This window comes from Achromobacter animicus (assembly GCF_040775605.1).
GTDB lineage: Bacteria > Pseudomonadota > Gammaproteobacteria > Burkholderiales > Burkholderiaceae_B > Achromobacter > Achromobacter animicus.
In genome coordinates, this window is sequence record NZ_JAYGJK010000001.1 from 2,843,195 (window position 1) to 2,862,742 (window position 19,548).

The 19,548-nt window shown below is 66.2% G+C and carries 18 protein-coding genes; 11 read left to right on the forward strand and 7 right to left on the reverse strand.

The annotated features are described in order from the left end of the window. Positions 1–12 precede the first annotated feature (12 nt). The 5 genes from AB3147_RS12890 to rlmD all read left to right on the forward strand — a co-directional run bounded on the left by AB3147_RS12890 (position 13) and on the right by rlmD (position 5,319). Positions 13–873 carry a peptidoglycan DD-metalloendopeptidase family protein gene (locus AB3147_RS12890; RefSeq protein WP_175121710.1) on the forward strand — a complete coding sequence of 287 codons (861 nt, stop codon included), beginning with the start codon at positions 13–15 and terminating at the stop codon, positions 871–873. After that, positions 870–1,649 (forward strand): 3'-5' exonuclease, encoded by a 780-nt coding sequence (locus AB3147_RS12895; RefSeq protein WP_367352091.1) that lies wholly within the window; start codon positions 870–872, stop codon positions 1,647–1,649. Before AB3147_RS12890 ends, AB3147_RS12895 begins: the two co-directional genes overlap by 4 nt. A 195-nt stretch (positions 1,650–1,844) precedes the next feature. Then, complete coding sequence (locus tag AB3147_RS12900; protein ID WP_367352092.1) at positions 1,845–2,513, forward strand: hypothetical protein; 669 nt, start codon at positions 1,845–1,847, stop codon at positions 2,511–2,513. A gap of 344 nt (positions 2,514–2,857) precedes the next feature. After that, positions 2,858–3,610, forward strand: coding sequence for a TorF family putative porin (locus tag AB3147_RS12905; RefSeq protein WP_367352093.1), 753 nt, complete (start codon positions 2,858–2,860; stop codon positions 3,608–3,610). Between the two features lie 215 nt (positions 3,611–3,825). Next, the gene (gene rlmD, locus AB3147_RS12910) at positions 3,826–5,319 is read left to right on the forward strand and encodes a 23S rRNA (uracil(1939)-C(5))-methyltransferase RlmD (RefSeq protein WP_367352094.1); all 1,494 of its coding nucleotides are present in this window, start codon (positions 3,826–3,828) and stop codon (positions 5,317–5,319) included. 98 nt (positions 5,320–5,417) lie between these two features. On the opposite strand, the gene cueR is transcribed toward rlmD, so the two are convergent. Then, positions 5,418–5,810, reverse strand: coding sequence for a Cu(I)-responsive transcriptional regulator (gene cueR / locus AB3147_RS12915; protein WP_175121705.1), 393 nt, complete (start codon positions 5,808–5,810; stop codon positions 5,418–5,420). Then, positions 5,807–8,089, reverse strand: a complete 2,283-nt coding sequence (locus AB3147_RS12920) for a heavy metal translocating P-type ATPase (protein WP_367352095.1) — start codon at positions 8,087–8,089, stop codon at positions 5,807–5,809. Before AB3147_RS12920 ends, cueR begins: the two co-directional genes overlap by 4 nt. A gap of 151 nt (positions 8,090–8,240) precedes the next feature. Here AB3147_RS12920 and AB3147_RS12925 point away from each other — a divergent pair, with 151 nt between their 5' ends. From AB3147_RS12925 to AB3147_RS12935, 3 genes are all read left to right on the forward strand, one after another. Then, the gene (locus AB3147_RS12925) at positions 8,241–8,441 is read left to right on the forward strand and encodes a heavy-metal-associated domain-containing protein (RefSeq protein ID WP_175185363.1); all 201 of its coding nucleotides are present in this window, start codon (positions 8,241–8,243) and stop codon (positions 8,439–8,441) included. Positions 8,442–8,618: 177 nt separating this feature from the next. Beyond that, a complete protein-coding gene (locus AB3147_RS12930; RefSeq protein ID WP_108005634.1) occupies positions 8,619–9,347 on the forward strand; it encodes a glutathione peroxidase in 729 nt (242 codons plus the stop codon). A 274-nt stretch (positions 9,348–9,621) separates the two neighbouring features. Then, positions 9,622–11,052 carry a dihydrolipoyl dehydrogenase gene (locus tag AB3147_RS12935; protein WP_367352096.1) on the forward strand — a complete coding sequence of 477 codons (1,431 nt, stop codon included), beginning with the start codon at positions 9,622–9,624 and terminating at the stop codon, positions 11,050–11,052. A 190-nt stretch (positions 11,053–11,242) separates the two neighbouring features. Here the strand turns inward: AB3147_RS12935 and AB3147_RS12940 are convergent, their stop codons facing one another. The 3 genes from AB3147_RS12940 to AB3147_RS12950 are packed head-to-tail and all read right to left on the reverse strand — an operon-like array spanning position 11,243 to position 14,218. Beyond that, positions 11,243–12,133: a 23S rRNA (adenine(2030)-N(6))-methyltransferase RlmJ gene (locus AB3147_RS12940; RefSeq protein WP_175121701.1), complete on the reverse strand. Its 891-nt coding sequence runs from the start codon at positions 12,131–12,133 to the stop codon at positions 11,243–11,245. A 13-nt stretch (positions 12,134–12,146) separates the two neighbouring features. Then, positions 12,147–12,896 (reverse strand): glycerophosphodiester phosphodiesterase, encoded by a 750-nt coding sequence (gene ugpQ, locus AB3147_RS12945; protein WP_175136628.1) that lies wholly within the window; start codon positions 12,894–12,896, stop codon positions 12,147–12,149. Continuing rightward, positions 12,893–14,218, reverse strand: a complete 1,326-nt coding sequence (locus AB3147_RS12950) for a M20/M25/M40 family metallo-hydrolase (RefSeq protein ID WP_367352097.1) — start codon at positions 14,216–14,218, stop codon at positions 12,893–12,895. The genes ugpQ and AB3147_RS12950 overlap by 4 nt, the downstream gene beginning before the upstream one ends. Before the next feature lie 353 nt (positions 14,219–14,571). On the opposite strand from AB3147_RS12950, the gene AB3147_RS12955 reads away from it, so the two are divergent. Continuing rightward, positions 14,572–16,530 carry a SurA N-terminal domain-containing protein gene (locus AB3147_RS12955; protein WP_218343698.1) on the forward strand — a complete coding sequence of 653 codons (1,959 nt, stop codon included), beginning with the start codon at positions 14,572–14,574 and terminating at the stop codon, positions 16,528–16,530. A 16-nt stretch (positions 16,531–16,546) separates the two neighbouring features. Here the strand turns inward: AB3147_RS12955 and AB3147_RS12960 are convergent, their stop codons facing one another. Continuing rightward, positions 16,547–17,194, reverse strand: a complete 648-nt coding sequence (locus AB3147_RS12960) for an arylesterase (protein ID WP_175136625.1) — start codon at positions 17,192–17,194, stop codon at positions 16,547–16,549. Between AB3147_RS12960 and AB3147_RS12965 the strand changes: the two genes are divergently transcribed. Next, a complete protein-coding gene (locus tag AB3147_RS12965) occupies positions 17,193–17,870 on the forward strand; it encodes an ABC transporter ATP-binding protein (protein WP_105238766.1) in 678 nt (225 codons plus the stop codon). The genes AB3147_RS12960 and AB3147_RS12965 overlap by 2 nt on opposite strands. A 57-nt stretch (positions 17,871–17,927) precedes the next feature. Further along, positions 17,928–18,230 carry a hypothetical protein gene (locus AB3147_RS12970; RefSeq protein ID WP_218343700.1) on the forward strand — a complete coding sequence of 101 codons (303 nt, stop codon included), beginning with the start codon at positions 17,928–17,930 and terminating at the stop codon, positions 18,228–18,230. 66 nt (positions 18,231–18,296) lie between these two features. Here the strand turns inward: AB3147_RS12970 and fabV are convergent, their stop codons facing one another. Continuing rightward, on the reverse strand, positions 18,297–19,487 hold the full coding sequence (gene fabV, locus AB3147_RS12975) for an enoyl-ACP reductase FabV (RefSeq protein WP_218343701.1): 1,191 nt from the start codon (positions 19,485–19,487) through the stop codon (positions 18,297–18,299). Between the last annotated feature and the right edge of the window lie 61 nt (positions 19,488–19,548).

The following is a 19,548-nucleotide window of genomic DNA, read 5'->3' on the forward strand; positions in this document are numbered from 1 at the left end:
CAGGAGAAACGTATGCTCAACGGGCAGTTGCAACTGACCGATATGAATTTGGGCGCGTCCATGACGCGTCTTCGCCGCCCGCTCTTCGCAGTGGGGGTTCTCAGCCTCGCCATCCTGGCCGGCTGCGCATCCAAAGGTACTCGTGCCCCGGTGGTCGACATGACCGGCGGGCAACCCGCGCCGACGGCCACGTCCGGCAGCTATGTGGTCAAGCCGGGCGACACGCTCTACAAGATCGCCCGCGCCAACAACGTCGACATCGAAAACATCAAGCGCTGGAACAACATCAGCGACCCCAACCAGATCTCGGTGGGGCAGGTGCTGCGCATGTCCGGCGGCGCCACCGGCGGCGGCGCGCAGACCGCGCCGATTGCCAGCAACCGGCCGCAACCGCGTCCGCTTGACCAGCCCGAGACTCCTGCGGCCACCACGCCCGCACCGGATGCCACGCCCACGCCGGCGCCGGCGCCGGTCGACACCAAGCCGGCCACGCGTGCGGCCGATGCGGGCGTCATCAACTGGGCCTGGCCGGCCAACGGCCAGATCGTGCAGGCGTTCAATGCCAGCAGCAAGGGCATCGACATCGCCGGCGCGCTGGGCGACCCGATCACCGCCGCGGCGGATGGCCTGGTCAAGTACAGCGGCAATGGCGTGCGCGGCCTGGGCAACCTCATCATCGTCGAGCACCAGAACGGCTTCATCACTGCCTACGCGCACAACCGTGCGCTGCTCGTGAAGACCGGCCAGACGGTCAAGCGCGGGGCCAAGATCGCTGAACTCGGCCAGAGCGACACGACGTCGCCGCGTCTGCACTTTGAAATCCGCCGCCAGGGTACGCCGGTGGATCCGATGCAATACCTGCCGCCCAAATGACGCCCACCCTGGTATTCGACCTCGAGACCATCCCTGACGCCGACGGGCTGCGCAAGCTCAACGGCTGGGGCGCCGACGTGCCCGACCACGAAGTGGTCGAGCGCGCGCTGACCGCGCGGCGTGAGGCCGTGGGCCACGACTTCCTGCCGCTGCATCTGCACAAGGTCGCGGTGGTAGGGTGCGTGTTCCGGGACGACCAGGGTTTTCGCGTCAAGACGCTGGGCCAGCCGGACGATCCCGAAGCGGCCTTGCTTGCGGGCTTCTTCAAGACCATCGAACGCTACACGCCCAAGCTCGTCAGCTGGAACGGCTCGGGCTTTGACCTGCCCGTCCTGCATTACCGCAGCCTGATCCAGGGTGTGCCCGCGCCGCGCTACTGGGACATGGGCGAAGAAGACCGCGACTTCAAGTTCAACAACTACATTTCGCGCTATCACAACCGTCACATCGATCTGATGGACGTGCTGGCCAAGTACAACGGCCGCGCCAACGCGCCGCTCGACGAACTGGCCAAGCTGTGCGGCTTTCCCGGCAAGCTCGGCATGGACGGCAGCAAGGTCTGGGAGGCCTGGAGCACGGGCCGCGCCGACGAAGTGCGCGCGTACTGTGAAACCGACGTGGTCAATACATGGCTGGTGTATTGCCGCTTCCGCTTCCTGCGCGGAGAACTCGACCGCACCGCCTACGAGACCGAAATCGCGCTGGTGCGCGACACGCTCTCGGCCAGCGATGCGCCGCACTGGAAGGAATACATGGCGGCCTGGGACGCGGACTGATCCGCGCGGGCGGCCAGCCAGCCTGAATCCTTGCCAATGCGCACGGGTCAGGGGATACCGACGGGGCCTGTGTGGCCCCGTTCTCGCGTCTGGCGGGCAAGCAATCGACTGAAACAAGACGGCCGTAAACGAAACCTGGATGAAACCAGGCGGATCGCACAATGGCCTCGCTTTCTTCACTTTCAGGAGACATCCATGTCCCGATTCGCTATCCGCTCCAATCTGGCCGTCCTTGCTATCGTCGCCGCGTCGAGCGGTTTCGCGGCTGGCTCCGCAATGGCTGCGCCGCCTCCTCCCGCCGAGGGCGGTCCGGCCGCCATGCACGAAGGCCATCGCGGCGGTGGTTTCCACAAGGGCATGCGCGACGGCCTGCTGATCCCCGGTCTGGGCCCCGTCTCCAAGGCCCAGGTCGCCGAGCTGAAGCTCGACGCCAAGCAGGAGGCCCTGTTCAAGACCGCCCAGGAAGGGCAGCGCAGCCTGCACGAAGCGATGCGCGCCGACCGCGGCACGCGCCATGACCTGCTCAAGTCGCAGCTGGACAGCGGCAAGCTGGATCCCCGCGCGCTCATCGAGCAGTCGGAAAAGCGCCGCGATGCGTTCGGCCCGCAAGCCAAGCAGGTGCGCGACCAATGGCTGGCCGTCTGGGATAGCCTGAACGACACGCAGCGCGGCCAGGTGACCAAGATCGTCAAGGAGCGTGAAGCCCGCATGGCCGAGCGCCACGCCAAGATGGACGCCCGCGCGGACGGCAAGGGTCGCCCCGGCATGCGCGGTGCCGACGGTCGTCCCGGCATGCCGCCGCCTCCGCCGGCTGCCGGCGACGTCCCGCCGCCCCCGCCGCCTGCCGCGCCCCAGGCCAACTGAGCCGGCAAGTCCTGGGCCAACACACTGGCCGCAAAGCGGAGCAACGCTCCGCTTGAACAGCAACCCGACACGCTTCCCGCGTGCCGGGGTGTTTGTTTTCCAGGCGGGGCGAAGCCGGATTTCCCCGTTTTGACGCATGGGCCTTGGCCGCGCCCCATAACAGGGCACCAGCATGGTGCATTGCCAGAGCCCGAAGGACACTGCGGCAGGCCGCACGCTGGCGCTGAAACCTGGCACGGACATTGCTTGAAGGGATTTGAGCCGGCTTTACCTGCACAAGCCGGCCAGCCGGATGCGCCGCGCGCCGTCCGCTCTTTCGACTATCCGATCAGGACCTTCGCACCATGAATAAGACGTTGCTAGCCTTGCCCCTCGCGCTTGCCGCTTGTTTTGCAGGTGTGGCGCAAGCCGAACCCACCGATCTGGGTGGCGGCTTTTCGCTCAGCGGTAACGCGACCATAGTCAGCGATTACCGCTTCCGCGGCTATTCGCAGACCGACTTCCGTCCCGCCGTTCAGTTGGGCTTTGACCTGAACCACAGTTCGGGCTTCTACCTGGGCAACTGGAACTCCAACGTCTCCAGCTTCGTGTTCACCGACGGCAACCTGGAAATGGATTTCTACGGCGGCTGGAAGGGTGACGTGGGCGGCGGCTTCACGCTGGATGCGGGCGTGCTGCATTACTACTATCCCGGCTCCAGTTCCCCCAAGGGCGGGAACTACAACAACACGGACCTCTACCTGGGCGCGTCCTACGGCAACTACAGCCTCAAGTATTCGTACACGCCCAGCGACTTTTTCAGCACGCCGGACAGCAAGGGCACCTGGTACCTGGACGGCACGGCCACATTCGACCTGGGCGACGGCTGGGGACTGCTGGGCCATCTGGGCTACCAGAAGCTCAAGAACCAGACCAACATGGACGGCGACTCGATCGGCCATTACGTCGACTACAAGGTGGGCGTGACCAAGGACCTGACGGGCTGGATTCTCGGTCTGGCGGCCGTCGGCGCCACCAAGGACAACTGGCTGCCCACCAAGTACGGTCACCCGTCGGGCCGTATCGGCGCTGTCTTCTCGGTCGCGCGCTCGTTCTGATATCCGTGGCGGCGCCTGAACGGCGCCGGCCTTTGGGGCTGTTCCGGCACGCCGCCTTGCTCGGCGGCGGGCCGGAACAGCCCCTTTTTTACCCGCGCGGGGCGCAGCACCACGCGGCGTGGTGCGGGCCGCTCCGGCCCCATCAAACCCGATTTCCGGTAAATCGCGAAGTCCTTCTACAATCACGGGTTGCGTGCAATTCTGGACTGCGTGAGATGTCTGACGTTTTGAGTATCGAATCCCTGGACCTGGAAGCCAGGGGGATCGCCCGCCGCGACGGGAAAGTCATTTTCGTGGAAGGCGCCTTGCCGGGCGAACGGGTCACCGCGGTCACGTTGCGCCGCAAGCCTTCCTATGAAACCGCCCGTGTCGACGAGGTGCTGCGTCCCTCATCGCAACGCGTGGAACCCCGCTGCCCGCATTTCGGCGTCTGTGGCGGCTGTGCCATGCAGCATCTGGAGCCCACCACGCAGGTGGCGATCAAGCAGCGCGCGCTCGAAGACACGTTCTGGCATGTCGGCAAGCTGCGCCCGGCGCTGATCCTGCCGCCGCTGCAGGGGCCGACCTGGGGCTACCGTTATCGCGCGCGCCTGTCGGTGCGCGTGGTGCCCAAGAAGGGCGGGGTGCTCGTGGGCTTTCACGAACGCAAGAGCAGCTTTGTGGCCGACATGCGCGAATGCCATGTGTTGCCGCGCCACGTCAGCGATCTGTTGATCCCGCTGCGCGAAATGATCGCGTCCATGTCCGCCCCTGACCGCATGCCCCAGATCGAGGTGGCGCTCGGCGAAGGCGTGACGGCGCTGGTGCTGCGCCATCTGCTGCCGCTGACCGACGGCGACATCGCCATCCTGCGCGCCTTCGCGGCCAATCACAACGTGCAATGGTGGCTGCAGTCCAAGGGTCCGGAAACGGTGCACGCGCTGGAGCGCGAGCACAACGATGCGCTGTCCTACACCATGCCGGAGTTCGGCCTGCGCATGCCGTACCGGCCCACCGATTTCACGCAGGTCAACCACGCCATCAACCGCGCGATGGTGTCTCGCGCGCTCAAACTGCTGGACGTGCAGCCTACCGACCGCGTGGCAGATCTGTTCTGTGGTTTGGGCAACTTCACGTTGCCGCTGGCCACGCAGGGCCGCGAGGCCGTGGGCGTGGAAGGCAGCAAGGCGCTGACCGACCGCGCCTTCGATGCGGCATCGCGCCACGGCCTGGGCGACCGCACCAGCTTTGCCACGCTGAACCTCTTCGAAGTCGACGCGACCTGGCTGCGCAGCCTGGGCTACTTCGACCGCATGCTGATCGATCCGCCGCGCGAAGGCGCCCACGCCGTGTCGCAGGCGCTGTCCGAGCTCACATACGAAGAGCGGCCGCGCCGCATCGTCTATGTGTCCTGTAATCCAGGCACCTTGGCGCGAGACGCATCCATCCTGGTCCACGAAGGCGGCTACGTGCTCAAGAGCGCCGGCGTGATCAACATGTTCCCGCACACGGGCCATGTGGAATCCATCGCCGTATTCGAAACGCTGGATGCCGAGGGTGTGCGGGAGGCGAAGGAACGCGCTCGTCAGCGCGCGATCCAGGCAGCGGCCGATGCGGCGGCCGCCGAGCAAGCCAAGCTGGCCGCGGCGGCTGAAAAGGCGGCAGCCAAGCAGGCTGCCACCGAAGCTTACGAGGCCCGTGTCGCCGCCGAGGCGCAGGCGGACCAGTAAAAAGCAGCGGCGGGCGAGCCCGCGGCGGGCGAACCCCGCGGCGGGCGTCTCCCGCGCCTGGCGTTATCCGGCGGCGGGAAAACCTCCGTCGCGTGTTGTCAGTGCGAGCAGCCCAGATTCTCCAGAATGGGGCAGTCGGGCCGCTCGTCGCCATGGCAATGCTGCGCCAGATGCTTGAGCGTGGCGGCCATCTCGCGCAGCGCCTCCGCCTTGCGCTCCAGCTCCTCAACGTGCTCAAGCGCAATGCGCTTGACGTCTGCGCTGGCTCGGCTGCGGTCCTGCCAGAGCGCCAGCAGCTCGTTCATCTGCTCCACCGAAAACCCCAGATCGCGCGCTCGGCGCACGAAGCGCAGCGTGTGCACGTCATGATCGCTGTACACACGGTAGCCGGAATCGGTGCGCACGGCGGGGCTGATCAGGCCGATGCTTTCGTAATAGCGGATCATCTTGGCCGAGATGCCGGATTGCTTGGCGGCTTGTCCGATGTTCATGCTTGCCTCCCGTGCGGGCGGAATGCCTTCAGGCGCAGCGCATTGCCCAGCACGAAGACGCTGGACAGCGCCATCGCGCCCGCCGCAAAGATCGGCGACAGCGACAGACCGAAGGCCGGATACAGCGCGCCAGCGGCCAGGGGAATCAGCGCCGCGTTGTAGGCGAACGCCCAGAACAGGTTTTGGCGGATGTTGGCCAGCGTGGCGCGGCTGAGCGCGATGGCGTTGGGCACGCCGTGCAGGTCGTCGGCCATCAGCACGACGGACGCTGCCTCGATCGCCACGTCCGTGCCGGTGCCGATTGCGATGCCGGTGTCGGCTGCGGCCAATGCGGGCGCATCGTTGATGCCGTCGCCCACGAACGCCACCTTGCGGCCGCCTTCGCGCAGCGTCGCGATAGCCTCGACCTTGCCGTCCGGCAGCACCTCGGCGCGCACTTCATCGATGCCCAACTGGCGCGCGACCGCCTGCGCGGTGTGGCGGTTGTCGCCCGTGATCATGGCGGTCTTCAGGCCTTGCGCGTGCAGCGCGGCGATGGCGGAGACGGCCGAGGGCTTGACCGGGTCCGTCACGGCGATCATGGCGCCCGCCTGGCCGTCGATGGCGACGTAGATCGGCGTCTTGCCTTCGTTGCCCCAGTCGGCGGCGCGTGCGCCGAATGCGCTGACGTCGACGCCACGTTCGGCCATCAGACGCGCTGCGCCCGCCAGCACTTTGCGGCCCGCCACCGTGGCCTCGACGCCGGCGCCGGTAATGGCGGCAAAGTTTTCGGCGGGAAGCAGTTCAATCTTGCGTTCGGCAGCCGCGGCCACGATGGCCAGCGCGATGGGATGCTCAGAGCGCGCCTGCACTGACGCCACCCACTGCAGGACCTGCTGCGGATCCTGGCCCGGCGAGGGCTCCAGTTCGGTGAGTGTGGGCTTGCCCAACGTCAGGGTGCCCGTCTTGTCGAAGGCCACGACGTTGACGTCGCGCAGCGTCTGCAACGCATCGCCCTGCCGGAACAGCACGCCCATTTCGGCGGCGCGCCCGGTGCCCACCATGATGGACGTGGGCGTGGCCAGCCCCATGGCGCACGGGCAGGCGATGATCAGCACGGCCACCGCGTTGACCAGCGCATGGGATAGCGCCGGTTCGGGGCCCATGAAGAACCACGCCAGGAAGGTGAGCAGGGCGGCCGCCATGACCGCCGGCACGAACCATGCGGTCACCTGGTCCACCATCGCCTGGATCGGCAGCCGCGCGCCCTGGGCCGCTTCGACCATGCGGATGATCCGGGCCAGCATGGTGTCCGCGCCCGTGTGCGTGACGCGCAGCGTGAAACTGCCGGACGTGTTCAGCGTTCCGCCGGTGGCCTGCATGCCAGGCTGCTTTTCCACCGGCACGGGCTCGCCCGTCAGCATGGACTCGTCGACATACGAGCTGCCTTCGATGATGTCGCCGTCCAGCGGAATCTTCTCGCCCGGCCGCACCATCACGATGTCACCCGTGCGCACGCGTTCGATCTCGATGTCCTGCGCCTGGCCGTCGCGCAGCACGCGCGCTGTGCGCGGCTGTAGCCCGATCAGCCGCTTGATGGCCGCGCCCGTCTTGCCCTTGGCCCGGGCTTCCAGCATGCGGCCCAGCAGGATCAGCGTGACGATGACGGCGGCAGCTTCAAAATAGACGTTGCGCGCCGCGTCCGGAAGCAAGCCCGGCGCAAACGTGGCGACAACCGAATAGCCCCAGGCCGCGCCCGCGCCCAGCGCCACCAGCGAATTCATTTCGGGCGCGCGGCGCCACAGCGCCACAAGCCCCTTGGTGAAGAACTGCCGGCCCGGCCAGACCAGCACGGCGGTGGTCAGTACAAACTGCAGCAGCCAGCTGTTTTGCCGGCCAATCGTTTCCATCACCCAGTGGTGCATGCCGGGAATCAGGTGCGATCCCATTTCCAGCGCAAACACCGGCAGCGTCAGGACCAACGCGGCGATGAATGCACGTTGCAAGCGGTGCGCCTCGGCGTCGCGGGCTTCGGACTGCCGCTCGGCATGGTCATCGTGGGCGGCGATCGGGCGCGCCTCATAGCCCATCTTGCCGACGGCCGCGACGAGCGCCTGCGGCTCGGCAGCAGTGGGGTCGAAGGAGACCCGCGCGCGCTCGGTTGCAAGGTTCACTTGCGCCTGCGCAACGCCGGGAACATTCGCCAGCGCTTTTTCCACGCGCTTGACGCATGATGCGCAGGTCATGCCTTCGATGGCGAGTTCCAATTCGGAAAATGAGGACGAGCGTGCTGCGTGCATGACTATCTCGATCTGGATGGGAGCGCCCAGTTTCATCCTTCCCATCGTGGGAAGGTCAAGCGCCATTCTACGCTTGACCTTGACATGATGGGAACGTTTAACCTGCCCGACATGGTGGCTAAACCGCCGCCGTCAACTTTTGGAGAAAACCATGAGCATCGCTTTCCAAGTGCCCGACATGACCTGCGGCCATTGCGTCAAGACCATCACCGGCGCCGTCAACGAGGCTGTCCCGGGCGCCGTGGTCGCCGTGGATCTGCCCACGCATCGCGTCACCATCACCGGCACCGACCAGGCCGACAAGGTAGAAGCCGCCATCCGCGACGCGGGTTACGAGCCGGCCCGAGTCTGAGGACGCGAACGCGGCTTTGTGATAGCTTCGGTCTTTCGCAAAATATTTAGTAATCGCCAAAAACTATCGATCAATTAAGTTAATTAAATTTGATTAATTGATAGTCGAGATTTATGATTCTTTTCATGGCGGGCCAGAAACCCGCCACTTAAGTTATCAAACCAAGGAGAGAATCGAATGCTGCAAAACCGCGAAGGCCAACGTGTTCCGAATGTGACGTTCCCCGTTCGTGAGGACAACACGTGGAAGAAGGTCACGACCGACGACCTGTTCAAGAACAAGACGGTCGTGGTCTTCTCGCTTCCCGGCGCTTTCACGCCGACCTGCTCGTCCACCCACCTGCCGCGCTACAACGAACTGGCTCCCGCGTTCTTCGCCGCCGGCGTCGATAGCATCGTCTGCGTGTCGGTCAACGACACCTTCGTCATGAACGAATGGGCCAAGGACCAGGAATCGGCCAACATCACGCTGCTGCCCGACGGCAACGGCGCCTTCACCGAAGGCATGGGCATGCTCGTCGACAAGAGCGACCTGGGCTTCGGCAAGCGCAGCTGGCGCTATTCCATGCTGGTCAAGGACGGTGTCGTCGAAAAGATGTTCATCGAGCCGGAAAAGGAAGGCGATCCGTTTGAAGTGTCGGACGCCGACACCATGCTGGCTCACTTCGCGCCGTCCGCCAAGAAGCCTGACCAGGTCGTGGTGTTCTCGAAGCCGGGCTGCCCGTTCTGCGTCGAAGCCAAGGCGCTGCTGGACAGCAAGGGCTACGCCCCGATCGAGATCCCGCTGGAAAACAAGGTCCGCGGCCGCGTGATCGGCGCAGTGTCCGGCAAGGGCACGGCCCCGCAGGTGTTCATCAACGGCGCCCTGATCGGCGGCCTGGAAGACCTGAAGGCGCACTTCGCCTGATAGACCGGCGAGACGGCCGGGCAGGGGCATGGCCCCCGCCCGGTCGCCCGGACGCGCGGCGGTTGATTCCGCACTGGCCGCCGCGCGCTCCGGCGCAATGGCCGGCAACGTAGCCGCCGCGCCACTTCCGCAAGTTTCCCTTCTTTTGCGCCCTTGTGCGGGCGCCGTGCGTCCGCAATCAGGACGCAGGACGGCGTTTGTCTCGAGGGCACGCAACAAGGCGGAATTTGCCTTCACATTCTGATCATTACGCGACCACGGGGGACTCCCAATCATGAAGACGCTGCATACCGACATTGCTGTCATCGGCGCCGGCACCGCAGGCCTGGCTGCTTACCGAGCCGCCAAGGCGGCGGGCAAGCGCGCGCTGCTTATCGAAGGCGGCCCTTACGGCACGACCTGCGCCCGGGTCGGCTGCATGCCGTCCAAGCTGCTGATCGCGGCCGCCGAGGCGGCGCACGCGGCGGCGCACACCGATGCGTTCGGCGTGCATGTCGGCGGCGAGATCACGGTCGACGGCGCCGAGGTCATGGACCGCGTCAAGCGCGAGCGCGACCGCTTTGTGGGCTTTGTTGTCGACGGCGTGGAAAACATTCCGGCCGAAGACAAGGTGCGCGGCTACGCGAAATTCGTGTCCGACACCGTGCTGCGTGTGGATGACCACACCGAAATCCAGGCCTCGCGTGTCGTGATCGCCACCGGCTCGCGGCCGTCCGTGCCGCCGCCTTTCCGCGCGCTGGGCGATCGCCTCGTTGTGAACGATGACGTGTTCGCGTGGGACGACCTGCCTAACCGTGTGGCGGTTTTCGGGCCCGGCGTGATCGGGCTGGAGCTTGGCCAGGCGCTGGCCCGGCTGGGCGTGGAAGTTCGCGTGTTCGGCATGAGCGGCAGCCTGGGCGGCATCAGCGATCCGCAGGTGCGGCAAACTGCCCGCAAGATCTTTCAGCGCGAGTTCTATCTGGACACCGATGCCCGCGTCCTGGAAACCGGCCGCGTCGGCGACGAGGTGGAAGTGCGTTACGTGGCGCTGGACAACAGCGAGCGCACCGAGCGCTTCGACTACGCGCTGGTCGCCACGGGCCGCCGGCCCAACGTCGATGGTCTTGGTCTGGAAAACACGTCGCTGGCTCTCAACGCGCAAGGCGTGCCGCAGTTTGACCGGCTGACGATGCAGGCGGGCAGCTCGCCGATCTTCATTGCCGGCGACGCCAACGCCGACGCGCCGCTCTTGCACGAGGCCGCCGACGAAGGGCGCATTGCGGGCGAGAACGCGGCGCGCTTCCCGGAAGTGCGCGAGGGATTGCGCCGTGCGCCGCTGGGCGTGGTCTTTTCGGATCCGCAGATTGCGCTGGTCGGCGCAGGACACGCGAAGCTGGTGCCGGGAACATTCGTCACCGGCGCGGTCGATTTCAGCGATCAAGGCCGTTCGCGCGTCATGCTGAAGAACCGCGGCATGCTGCACGTGTACGCCGACATCGAAACGGGCCGCTTCCTGGGGGCCGAGATGATCGGACCCAGCGCGGAGCACATCGGTCACTTGCTGGCGTGGGCCGTGCAGCAGGAGCTCACGGTGGCGCGCATGCTGGAAATGCCGTTCTACCACCCGGTGATCGAGGAAGGCCTGCGCACCTCGCTGCGCGATGCCGCGTCGAAGCTGGCGCTGGCGCAGGAAGCGATGCGACAGGCCGACGTGGAAACGGTCTGAGCGCCGCAGACGTGAGCGGGTCGCACACGTAAGCGGGTCGCAGACGTAAGCGGGCCGCGGTCGCAAAGGGTCGCTGACGTAAAAGGGTCGCGGACCTCATAGGATCGCGATCGCAAAAAAAGGGCCGCGCCATGAAGGCGCGGCCCTTTGTCGTCGGCGCGGCCGCATTGCCCCGGTGCGGGGCAGGGCGTCAGTCGTCCGATTGCTTCTTCGGCACCGGGAACGGGTTCTCGCGGTATTGCAGCGTGAAGCCTGCGCGTTCGTCCTGCGCCAGTTCGCGCGCCAGATACGGCATGGCCTGTTTCAGCGCGTCGTGCAACGTCCAGGGCGGGTTGATGAGGAACATCCCGCTGCCGTGCAGGCCGTAACCATCGATGGTCGCCTTTTTGACGGTCAGGGTGGCGTGCAGCCAGCTCTTGACCTTCAGGTTCTCGAAATGGCGCGCCATCTCGCTGGCCTCGCGGCGTTGCACCAGCGGATACCAGATGGCATACGTGCCGGTGGCAAAGCGCTTGATGCACTCCTTCACGGTGAGGAGCGTGCGCCGATAGTCGTGCTTGTCCTCATACGACGGGTCGATCAGCACCATGCCGCGTCGCGTGGGCGGCGGCAGCAGCGCCTTGATGCCCTCGAAACCGTCGTCGCCGTAGATCGTGGTCTGGCGCTGCGCGGCGCGGCCCTGGTGCTCCAGGTTGCCGACCAGCGTGTCGATTTCGGTGGGATGCATCTCGAACAGGCGCAGGCGGTCGGACGGGCGCAGCGCGTCCAGCGTCAGCCACGGCGAGCCCGGATAACGGCGCAGACGGCCGTTGGTGTTGTAGTCGCGGATGCGCGCAACGTAATCGGCCAGCAGCGGCGGCAGGTCCTGCGCTTCCCACAGGCGGCCGATGCCGTCCGCGAACTCGGACGTCTTGGCTGCCCAGTCGCTGTCCAGGCTGTAGAGGCCGGCGCCCGCATGGGTGTCGATGACCCAGTACGGGGCGTCTTTCTTGTTGAAGTAGTCCAGGGTATGGACCAGGATGGCGTGCTTGAGCACGTCGGCATGGTTGCCGGCGTGAAAGGCGTGGCGGTAGCTGAACACGGGGCTTTCTGCCTCAGGCGGCGGGCCGGATGGCGGCCAGCTCGTCGGTGAAAATGCCGTCGATGCCCCAGTCGAGCAGCAGGCGCGCGCGCTCGGGGTCGTTGACGGTCCAGGCCGCGATGCGGTAGCCGGCGGCGTGCACGGCGTCGATCAGTTCGCGGGTGGCGTCCTTCTGGTTGATGTTCAGCGCCACGCATTCATATTTGGCAAGGCGTTCGCGCCAGTCGGCGGGGACCTTTTCCACGAGCAGGGCGCGCGGCAATTCGGGAGCGGCCTGGCGGGCGGCTTCCAAGGCTTCTTCGGCAAACGAGGACAACAGCGGCGCGGTGCCGGCGCCTTGCCACAGTTCGCGGGCCGCCAGGGCGACGGCGCGGCCGGTTTCGGCTTCGCGGCCGGGGCAGGGCTTGATCTCGACGTTGCTGGCGATGCCGTTGGCCAGCGTGTAGCGGGCGACGGCGGCAAAGGTGGGGAGCGGTTCGCCGGCGTAGGCCGCCGAATGCCAACTACCGAAATCAAGCTGCGCCAGTTCGGCGTAGGTCTTGGCGGCGGCAGGGCCTTTGCCGTTCGAGGTGCGGTCGACGTCGTCGTCGTGCATCAGCACCAGCACGTTGTCGCTGCTGAGCTTCACGTCGTATTCAAACATGGTGAAGCCGTGTTCGGCGCCGACGCGCATGGCGGCCAGCGTGTTCTCCGGCGCCAGACGGCCGCCACCGCGGTGCGCGATGTGGCGGGAGTAAGGCCAGGAGGGAAGGTTTGCGGTCATTTGGTGCTGCTTTGGGGTTCTTTTGGGACAGGTTGCAAGGATACCTTGTTCTGCGACACGTCCATGATCATGCGCGTGGCCAGATACAGGCGCGGCACGATGCTGTTGACTAGGACGTACTCGGCGTCATTCGAATGCGCGCCGAATCCGCTCAGTCCCATGCCCTCGATGACGGGTCCGCGGGCCTTCAGCGCCGCAAAGGCGGCGTCCGTGCCGCCACCGCTGGCCCGGTCCACCACCTTCAGCGGCAGGTCGAGCTCCTGGTAGACCTTCACGCCGTGCTGGGCCAGGGCGCGCGACGCCGCAGTCGCCTCCAGCGGCGGGCGGCGGACCTCGAACTTCACGCTGACATTGGACTCGGGCAGCAGTTTCTTCTGGATGCGTTCCTCCAGCGTGCGCGCCAGGGCATCGAAGTCGGACACGCGCAGCGCCCGCGCGTCGCCCTGGGCGGTGGCCAGTCCCGGAATGACGTTGCGGTTGGTGCCTGCCTGGGCGACGGTCCAGTTCAGCTTCAGCCCCTCGTCGGGCTTGGAAAGATCGTCCAGCTGCAGGAGCTGGTGCGACAACTCGTAGAGCGCATTGACGCCGCCCTCCGGCCGGGCGCCTGCGTGCGAGGTCTTGCCCTGCACGGTCAGGTACGCCGCCCCGATGCCGCTGGTGGCCAGCGTCAGGCGCGGTTCCATGCCGCCGCCCTCGAACGAAAAGACCGCATCCTGGTCGGCGCCCAGGCGGGTGATGGTGCTGCGCGCGCCGGGCGAGCTGATCTCTTCGTCCCCGTTGATCAGCACCGTCAGCGTGCCGTAGTCGGCAAACTTCAGTGTTTTCAGGAGCGCGATCGTGTGCAGGATGGCCGCCACGCCGTGCTTGTCGTCGGCAATTCCCAGGCCATAGGCCTTGTCGCCGTCGATCCTGAACGGCTGGTCCTTCAACATGCCGTTGCGGTACACCGTGTCCATATGGGCGATCAGCATGATCTTCTTGCTGCCGCCGCCCTTGAATTCGGCGTGGACCATCGGCCCGACCTTCTCGGGGGTGTCGTCCAGCCGGAATACGTCGGTAGGCGCAATGATTTCGACGGCGCCGCCCAGTTCCTTGAGCCGGTCGCGGATCAGTTCGGCGATGCGTTCAACGCCTTCGACATCCTTGCTGCCCGACTCGATATTCACCAGATCACGCATGGTATCGAGCATGGCCTGCTGCTGGCCCTTGGCCGCCTCCAGCACATTGGCCACCGGTGCGGCCTGCGTGATGTGGGCGCAGCTCAGAAACATCAGGGCGACACAGGATTTCAGCATGGGGAGGCGGGAAGGCATGAACGGCATCGTGGGTGACCTTTTTGCGCGCGGGAAGGGAAACCGGCCTTGTGCCGGCCTGGCAGGGCGGCCCTCGATCTGCGGGCTAACCCCCGGTCCACGATACGAGCGCGGGGCGGGGGCGGTAATGGGGGATTCCCGGGTTGACGGACCTCGCCCTCCGTGGGGACGGATGGTCCACGACGCCGCGCATTGCCCGTTGGCTTGGACAATGGCCGCGCAATGAATGAGAAATGGTAAAATCCGCCCGCTGAACCCGGTTTGAACCGGTATGGGAATAGAGGCGAATCGACTTCGCCTTTTTTTATGCGTTTTCGTGCGGCCCCGGGCGTCTACCCCCGGAGCGCGGCAACAGGGATTCCATGTTCGAATTTATTCGCAGCCATCGGCGCTGGATGCAGTTCATCCTGCTGATCTTGATCGTGCCTTCCTTCTTCCTGGTCGGGATTCAAGGCTATGACAGCTTCATGAGTCGGGAGCCCGAGCTGGCGACGGTGGCTGGCCAGCCGATTTCCCGCGCCGAGTTTGATCAGGCGCACCGCAACCAGCTTGACCAGTTCCGCCAGCGGCTGGGCGCCCAGTTCGATCCGGCCGTGATCGATACGCCCGCGCTGCGTGAAGGCCTGCTGAACCAGCTCATCAACCAGCGCCTGCTCGCCAACGTGGCCGCCGACAACCGTTTCTCGGTGTCCGACGAGACGCTGCGCAACACGATCGCCGCCATCCCCGAAGTCCAGGATAACGGCCGCTTCTCGCCCGAACGCTATCGCCAGGTGCTGGCCGCGCAGGGCATGTCGCCGACGTCGTTTGAAGCCGGCCTGCGCCGCGACCTGGCCATCGCCCGTGTGCTCGAGCCCGTCGGCGAATCGGCCCGCGCGCCGGCCGAAGTGGTCGCCGCCGTGGAATCGGCGCTGACCCAGGCCCGCACCGTGCAACTGCGCAACTTCTCCGCCGCGGACTTCCGCTCGCAAGTCACCGTGAACCCGGCCGACATCCAGGCCTGGTACGACGCCAACAAGCAGCAATTGCAGGTGCCGGAACAGGTGCAGGTGCAGTACCTGGTGCTGGACGAAGCCGCCGCCACGCAAGGCGTGCAGGTCAAGGACGAGGACCTGGCTTCGTATTACGAACAGAACAAGAACCGCTTTGGCCAGCCCGAGCGCCGCCGCGCCAGCCACATCTTCATCGAGCTGCCGTCGGGCGAAGACGCCCGCAAGGCCGCGCGCGCCAAGGCCGAAGACATCGCCAAGCAGGCCGCCGCCGATCCCGCCAAGTTCGCCGAACTGGCTGCCAAGAATTCGCAGGACGCCGGCTCGGCCGCCAAGGGCGGTGACCTGGGCTGGATTGCCCCGGGTGCGCAGCCCGGCCCGTTGGACAAGGCCATCTTCGGCCTGGCCCAGAACCAGGTGTCCGGCGTGGTCGAAAGCCCGTTCGGCCTGCACATCGTCAAGGTCACGGAAATCAGCCCGGGCGCCGTCAAGCCGCTGGCCGAGGTCAAGGACCAGATCACCGCAGAAGTCCGCAAGCAGATCGCCGCGCAGCGTTTTTCCGAGATGGCCAGCCAGCTGAACAAGCAGGTCTACGACCAGCGCGACAGCCTGCAACCGGCTGCCGACGCCGTCGGCCTGAAGCTGCGCACCGCTTCCGGCGTCACCCGCGAAGGCCTGCTGCCCGCCGAGAAGGCCGGTCCGGGCTCCGCCGCCGACAGCCCCGACGCCGCGCTGCTGGACAACCCGCGCGTGCGCCAAGTGCTGTTCTCGCCCGACGTGCTGCGCGAAAAGCAGAATTCCGGTGTGATCGAACTCGCGCCCGACACGATGCTGGCCGTGCGCGTTGCCTCCGTTGAACCGGCCCACGTCCCGCCGCTGGACAAGGTCAGCGAAGTCATTCGCGCCAAGCTGCTCGACGAGCGCTCCGCCGAAGCCGCCAAGAAGGCCGGCGAGGCGGCCCTGGCGGCCGCCAAGGCCGATCCCGCCGCGACGCCCGAAGGCTTCGGCCCGGCCATCAGTGTGACGCGCCAGAATCCCCAGGATCTGTCGCGCCCGGTGCTGGACGCCGTGATGCGCCTGCCGTCGGCCACGCTGCCGGCCTTCACGGGCGTGCAGTCCGGCGTGGACTACACGCTGGTGCGTCTGGAAAAGGTGGAAGCCGGCAAGTCCGATGCGGCCGACATGGAGCGCCTGGCGCAGCAACTGTCGGGTGCATGGGGCCAAGCCGAAAACGAGGCTTTGATCCGCATGCTGCGCCAGCAGTACGAGGTGAACGTCACGCCCGCCGCCGCGGATGTCATCCGCGGCGATCAGGCCCAGGCCGCGGGCTGATCGCCCTGGCAGATAGTCAGTTCAACATGGGCCGCAGCGCCGGCCACACGTTGTCCAGCAATTGAGGCTGGGCATCCTCGTTAGGGTGGATGCCGTCAGCCTGAAACATCGCCCGGTTCGTCGCGATACCTTCCATCAGGAAGGGCACGAGCCGGGCGTTTTCGTTTTTGGCCACATTGGAAAACACCGCGGCAAAGCGTTGGGCGTAGTCCCGCCCGTAATTGGGCGGAATCTGCATCCCGACAATCAGCACCTCGGCATCGGCCTTGCGCGCCGCCTGGGTCATGGTCCGCAGGTTTTGCTCGGTCATGTTCAGGGGCAGGCCGCGCAAGGCATCATTGGCGCCCAGCTCCAGCACGACGACCGCCGGTGCATGCTGGCGCAGCAAAGCGGGCAGGCGGGCAACGCCGCCGCTGGTCGTGTCGCCGCTGATGCTGGCATTGACGACCTGGAACTTCGGGTATTGTTCTGAGATCCTCGCGGACAGCAGGGGCACCCAGCCCGTGCCGCGTTTGATGCCGTACTCGGCGGACAGGCTATCGCCCACCACCAGCACAGTGCGCGGCGTGGAACCCTGGGGCGCCGCGGCGGTCTGAGCGTGGGCGGGCGCCGCCGCGGCGGTCGCGAAGGCAGTCACAAGAAGCAGACGGGAAAATAGGCGCATGGATAGCAATAACTCAATCGTGGTGAAAGGGCTGGGCAAGCGGGTGGCCGATGCCGGTGGATCGCTTTCTATCCTGGAAGGAATTGATTTTACGGTCGCGGCGGGCAGCGCCGTGGCCATCACGGGCAGCTCGGGCTCGGGTAAGTCGACTCTGCTGGGACTGCTGGCCGGTCTGGATGTTCCCAGCGTGGGCAGCGTACACCTTGCCGGGCAGGACCTGTTCGCCCTGGACGAAGACGGCCGCGCGCGCCTGCGGGCCAATCACGTCGGCTTCGTGTTCCAGTCCTTCCAGTTGCTGCCCAACCTGACCGCGCTGGAAAACGTGATGCTGCCGCTGGAGCTGGCCGGCCAATCCGCGCGCGAGGCCGCGCAGGCCATGCTGGAACGGGTGGGGCTGGGCGCGCGCCTGCACCACTATCCGCGCACGCTGTCGGGCGGCGAACAGCAGCGCGTGTCGCTGGCCCGTGCGTTTGTCGTGCAGCCGGACCTGCTGTTTGCCGACGAGCCCACCGGCAGCCTGGATGCCGCAACCGGCGTGACGGTCATCGATCTGATGTTCGACCTGCACCGCGAGCACGGGACGACGCTTGTGCTGGTCACGCACGATCCGCAACTGGCGGCGCGCTGCGGACGGCAATTGGTGCTGGCGGCCGGCCGCATGGTCACGGACGATTGAGACGAATACCCATTGCTGTCGCAAATGTACGGGAGTAGGCTAACTCAAGGAGTTGCCATGTCTGCCCGTACATCCATCCATGCGTTCTTGGTTGTTGCGTTGCTGGCGCCCGCCGTTGCCGGCGCGAGCGGTGGTGTCATCCGCTTTGTCGGGGGCATCGTGGAACCGGCGGTCTGCCGGCCGCGCGTGACGCCGGCAAGCGCCGGTGGACTCCCCCGCGTGGTCTGCGTGCCTGAATCCCGGACCCGCGCAGTGGATCCGGCGCCGCGGGTCAAAACCTCCGTGCGGGAAGTGCCTGCGGACACTTCCGAAGACCGGGCCGCGGGTAAGCGCTATTTGGTGACGCTGGAATACCTGTAGGAATGGCGCCGTCCCGGTGCGCCGGGACAGCACGAGCAACGCGCGGTCGGCACGGCCGCCCCGCGCTCACCCCAGATTGCGGATCTCTACGACCGGATCGACGTCGGCCGCATAATCGACGCCGTCGATTTCAAACCCGAACAGCCGCAGGAAATCGCGCTTGTAGCCAGCAAAATCGGTCAGCGCATAGAGGCTGTCCGTATCGACCTGATCCCACAGCGCCTGCACCCGCGCCTGCACCTTCGGGTCCAGTTCCTTGTAGTCGGCCCGCAGCCGGCCTTCGTCGTCCAGGATCGGCGACGGGCCGCACAGGCTGTCGCGATAAAGCCCATACACCTGCTCGATGCAGCCTTCGTGCGTGCCGTCTTCCTTCATGACCTTAAATAGCAGGGACAGGTACAGCGGCATCATCGGGATGGCCGAGCTTGCCTGCGTGACCACTGCCTTGAGCACCGACACGCGCGCGTCGCCCCCGTGTTCCGAAAGCTTGGCCCGGATGTCCAGCACGCGCTGGTCCAGGTCTTTTTTGGCCGCGCCGATGGACCCGTTCCAGTAGACGTCGTGCGTGATCTTTTCGCCCAGATAGGTAAAGGCCGTGGTGGTGGCGCCCTCCGCCAGCACGCCGGCCTCCAGCAGCGCGTCGATCCACATCTGCCAGTCTTCGCCGCCCATCACGGCGACGGTGGCGTCGATCTCGTCCTGCGAGGCGGGTTCCAGCACGCCGTCCTTGATGAGCTCCTTGTCGGTGTCCAGGCCGCGCAAGGTCACGGATTTGCCGATGGGCTTGAGCGTGGAGGTGTAGACCTGGCCCGTCTTCGGGTGCGTGCGTCGCGGGGCCGCGAGGCTGTAGATGACCTGATCGACCTGACCCAGGTCCGCCTTGATGGCGGCGATGGTCTTTTGCTTGATCTCATCGGAAAAGGCGTCGCCGTTGATGCTCTTGGCGTACAGGCCTTCGGCCTCGGCAAACTTGTGGAAAGCGGCGCTGTTGTACCAGCCCGGCGTGCCCGGCTTGGCGGCGTCGCCCGGCCGTTCGAAGAAGACGCCCAGCGTCTGCGCGCCACAGGCAAAGGCCGCGCTGATGCGTGCGGCCAGCCCATACCCCGTCGACGCGCCCAGGATCAACACGCGCTTGGGGCCCCCAGGCACCGGTCCTTGCGCCTTCACGTAGTCGATCTGTTGCTTCACGTTGGCTTCGCAGCCGGCAGGATGGGTGGTGACGCAGATGAAACCGCGCACGCGGGGCTTGATGATCATGGGAGCCTCTTGTTGGGAATACGCCAGGGACGGATGCGGGAATGGGCATCAGGCGAAGCGC

What these genes read in the sequence shown, in the direction of transcription:
- AB3147_RS12960 (WP_175136625.1), bottom strand. Translation starts at nt 17,194, where the DNA reads ATGCGCCTATTTTCCCGTCTGCTTCTTGTGACTGCCTTCGCGACCGCC.
- AB3147_RS12935 (WP_367352096.1), top strand. Translation starts at nt 9,622, where the DNA reads ATGAAGACGCTGCATACCGACATTGCTGTCATCGGCGCCGGCACCGCA.
- AB3147_RS12930 (WP_108005634.1), top strand. Translation starts at nt 8,619, where the DNA reads ATGCTGCAAAACCGCGAAGGCCAACGTGTTCCGAATGTGACGTTCCCC.
- AB3147_RS12895 (WP_367352091.1), top strand. Translation starts at nt 870, where the DNA reads ATGACGCCCACCCTGGTATTCGACCTCGAGACCATCCCTGACGCCGAC.
- AB3147_RS12965 (WP_105238766.1), top strand. Translation starts at nt 17,193, where the DNA reads ATGGATAGCAATAACTCAATCGTGGTGAAAGGGCTGGGCAAGCGGGTG.
- AB3147_RS12920 (WP_367352095.1), bottom strand. Translation starts at nt 8,089, where the DNA reads ATGCACGCAGCACGCTCGTCCTCATTTTCCGAATTGGAACTCGCCATC.
- AB3147_RS12950 (WP_367352097.1), bottom strand. Translation starts at nt 14,218, where the DNA reads ATGCCGTTCATGCCTTCCCGCCTCCCCATGCTGAAATCCTGTGTCGCC.
- AB3147_RS12890 (WP_175121710.1), top strand. Translation starts at nt 13, where the DNA reads ATGCTCAACGGGCAGTTGCAACTGACCGATATGAATTTGGGCGCGTCC.
- AB3147_RS12925 (WP_175185363.1), top strand. Translation starts at nt 8,241, where the DNA reads ATGAGCATCGCTTTCCAAGTGCCCGACATGACCTGCGGCCATTGCGTC.
- AB3147_RS12905 (WP_367352093.1), top strand. Translation starts at nt 2,858, where the DNA reads ATGAATAAGACGTTGCTAGCCTTGCCCCTCGCGCTTGCCGCTTGTTTT.
- rlmD (WP_367352094.1), top strand. Translation starts at nt 3,826, where the DNA reads ATGTCTGACGTTTTGAGTATCGAATCCCTGGACCTGGAAGCCAGGGGG.
- AB3147_RS12955 (WP_218343698.1), top strand. Translation starts at nt 14,572, where the DNA reads ATGTTCGAATTTATTCGCAGCCATCGGCGCTGGATGCAGTTCATCCTG.
- AB3147_RS12970 (WP_218343700.1), top strand. Translation starts at nt 17,928, where the DNA reads ATGTCTGCCCGTACATCCATCCATGCGTTCTTGGTTGTTGCGTTGCTG.
- ugpQ (WP_175136628.1), bottom strand. Translation starts at nt 12,896, where the DNA reads ATGACCGCAAACCTTCCCTCCTGGCCTTACTCCCGCCACATCGCGCAC.
- AB3147_RS12900 (WP_367352092.1), top strand. Translation starts at nt 1,845, where the DNA reads ATGTCCCGATTCGCTATCCGCTCCAATCTGGCCGTCCTTGCTATCGTC.
- fabV (WP_218343701.1), bottom strand. Translation starts at nt 19,487, where the DNA reads ATGATCATCAAGCCCCGCGTGCGCGGTTTCATCTGCGTCACCACCCAT.
- cueR (WP_175121705.1), bottom strand. Translation starts at nt 5,810, where the DNA reads ATGAACATCGGACAAGCCGCCAAGCAATCCGGCATCTCGGCCAAGATG.